Here is a 2591-nt window from a genome sequence, read left to right as displayed (position 1 = left end):
CTGCGCGCCGACCCGCAGCAGCAGGTCCTCGCGCCCGTACGCGGCGGCGAGCTGTACGCCCTGCGGCATCCCGTCGGACCGCTGGTGCAGCGGCAGCGAGAGCGCGGGCTGGCCCGAGACGTTGAAGAGCACGGTGTTCTGGAGCATCGACATCGCCACTGACTCCGAGGGGTCGTCGGCGGTGGCGCCGAGCTGCCCGATCCTGGGCGTGGGCGCGGGCACGGTCGGGGCCAGCAGCAGGTCCCAGCCGTCCTCCTCCCACCACCGCTCGATCTCGCGGGCCTGGACGCGCAGCGCGTCGATGCCGGCGGCGTAGGTGATCGCGCTGACGGACCGGCCCTGCTCGATGTACGCCCAGGTCGCCGGCTCCACGTCGGACTCGGTGACGGGCCGGCCGATCTGCTCGCCGAGCCAGTCGAACTCGCGGGCGATGACCACGCCGACGCAGCCGAACCAGTCCAGCGGCCACATACCGGTGCGGAGTGTCTCGGGGTAGCCGTCGGATACGTCGTGCCCCAGCTCGGCCAGCTTGTCGGCGACCGCGCGGGTCGCCGCGACGGACTCGGGGTCGATGGTGATCTGCCCGGTCGGGTCGACGTCGAGCACGCCGATGCGCAGCCGCCCCGGGTCTGCGCCCACCTCGGCGGCGAACGGGCGGTGCGGCGGCGGGGCGTGGTAGCCGTCGCCGGGGCGGTGGCCGCTGACCGCGTCGAGCATGCCGGCGGCGTCCCGGACCGAGCGGGTGATCACGCCCTCGGTGGCCATGCCGCAGACCGTGTCCGACTCGACCACCATCGGCCCGGACGACACCCGCCCCCGGGTCGGCTTCAGCCCGACCACGCCGCACTGGCTCGACGGGCTGCGCACCGAGCCGCCGCCGTCGTTGCCGTGCGCGACGGGCACCATCCCGGCCGCGACCGCCGCCGCCGAGCCGCCGCTCGAACCGCCCGCCGAGCGGCCGGTGTCCCACGGGTTGCGGCACGGCCCCCAGGCCAGGGGTTCTGTGGACTCGTACATGCCCATCTCGGACGTGCTGGCCTTGCCCAGCAGCACGAAGCCGGCCGCGCGCATCCGCTCCACGAAGTGCGAGTCGTGGTCGGAGCGGTATCCGGCCGCCTTCACGCCGGCGCAGCCCGCCGAGTACGGGTCGCCCTTCGAGTGCACGGTGAGGTCCTTCAGGACGTACGGCACGCCGGCGAAGGGAGCGTCGCGCGGCACCTCGGCCGCCTCACGTCGGGCCTTGTCGTACAGAGGCACGATCACGGCGTTGATGTCCGGGTTCACCGCCTCGGTCCGCTCAATCGCCTGCTCAACCAGTTCGCCGGGGGTCGCCTCGCCACTGCGGACGAGTGCGGCCTGGCCGGTCGCGTCCAGATACGCGTCGGACATGACGTTCTCCCAGGGTGGTTGGTGATCGGATCAGAGGCTGACGCCGGCGTCCACGACGTGCTTGGCGCCGGTCACCCCGCGGCCGTCGTCGGACACCAGGTAGAGCACGGCGCGGGCGATGTCGTCGGGCTCCAGCGGGCCGTACGGCAGCTTGCTCGCGGCCCTGACCGCCTCGTCGAAGTCGGCGCGGGTGGGTTCGGCCAGGTCGGGACGGAAGGCGCGGTAGGTGGCGTCGTTGAGGATCATCGGCGTGACGACGGTGCCGGTGTGCAGGGTGTTGACCCGGATCCCCTGCCCGGCAAGCTCCTTGGCCAGCACGCGCATCAGCGGGACGAGCCCGGCCTTGGCCGCGCTGTAGTGCGCCAGGTTCTCCCAGACCCCGTCGGTCGCGCCGGAGCTGGTGAGGACGACGGCGCCGCCGCGCCCGCCGCGTACGACGTGCGGGACGGAGACCTTGAGGGTCTTCCACACCCCGGTCAGGTTGACGTCGATCATCTCCTGCCAGACCTGCTCGCTCATCTCCAGCGTGGGCGCGGGGCTGGAGATCCCGGCGTTGGCGACGACGATGTCGAGCCGGCCGAACTCCTCGACGCCCCGGTCGACCACCCGGGCCAGCGCGTCCAGGTCCCGCACGTCGGCGGTGCCGTGCACCGCGCGCCGCCCCTCGGCCTCGACCAGCCGGGCCGTCTCGGCCAGGTCCTCGGTGGTACCGAGGGCGTACGGCACGGAGCCCACCGCGTCGCCGACGACGCCCGCGGCGCCCACGTCGGCGGCGATGATGTCCGCCCCCTCCACGGCGAGGCGCACGGCGTGGGCGCGCCCCTGACCCCGCGCGGCGCCGGTGATGAAGGCGACTTTGCCGTCGAGTTTGCCGTCGCGTGTGCCGTCGCTTCGTCCCACGTCGGTCGTCCTCTCGCAGGGAGACGAGATCGAGTCAGTAAACCTGGTCACTCGATCAATTTTCGCCAGTCTCACGTTCGCGACCAGGGGTGTCAAGAGTCCGGTAAACCTCCAGGAAAGGGTGGTGGTTTCTACGGGTCACGGGAGGGCTGGACACCTTGACGTGCGCCCCGGTGGCGGAATAATGCGTCGCAAGACCTAGTCAAGTGACCAAATGGAGGGCCCATGATCCCGGATCCCCCGGATGTGGATGTCGCCGTCGTCGGCGCCGGGCTGGCTGGGCTCACCGCGGCCCGGGCGCT

2 protein-coding genes are annotated in these 2591 nt (G+C 72.3%); both read right to left on the bottom strand.

Translation table 11 applies throughout. The features are described from left to right. Positions 1-1389, bottom strand: a 1389-nt coding sequence (locus tag H5J30_RS26700) for an amidase (RefSeq protein ID WP_181789886.1), incomplete at its 3' end; no start/stop codon positions are given. A 30-nt stretch (positions 1390-1419) separates the two neighbouring features. Beyond that, positions 1420-2289 carry a mycofactocin-coupled SDR family oxidoreductase gene (locus H5J30_RS26695; RefSeq protein ID WP_181789885.1) on the bottom strand — a complete coding sequence of 290 codons (870 nt, stop codon included), beginning with the start codon at positions 2287-2289 and terminating at the stop codon, positions 1420-1422. Positions 2290-2591 lie beyond the last annotated feature (302 nt).

The organism is Streptomyces phytophilus, from assembly GCF_013870535.1.
GTDB lineage: Bacteria > Actinomycetota > Actinomycetes > Streptomycetales > Streptomycetaceae > Streptomyces > Streptomyces phytophilus.
The sequence above is the reverse complement of the archived record's forward strand: the minus strand, read 5'-3'. Positions and strand labels throughout refer to the sequence as shown.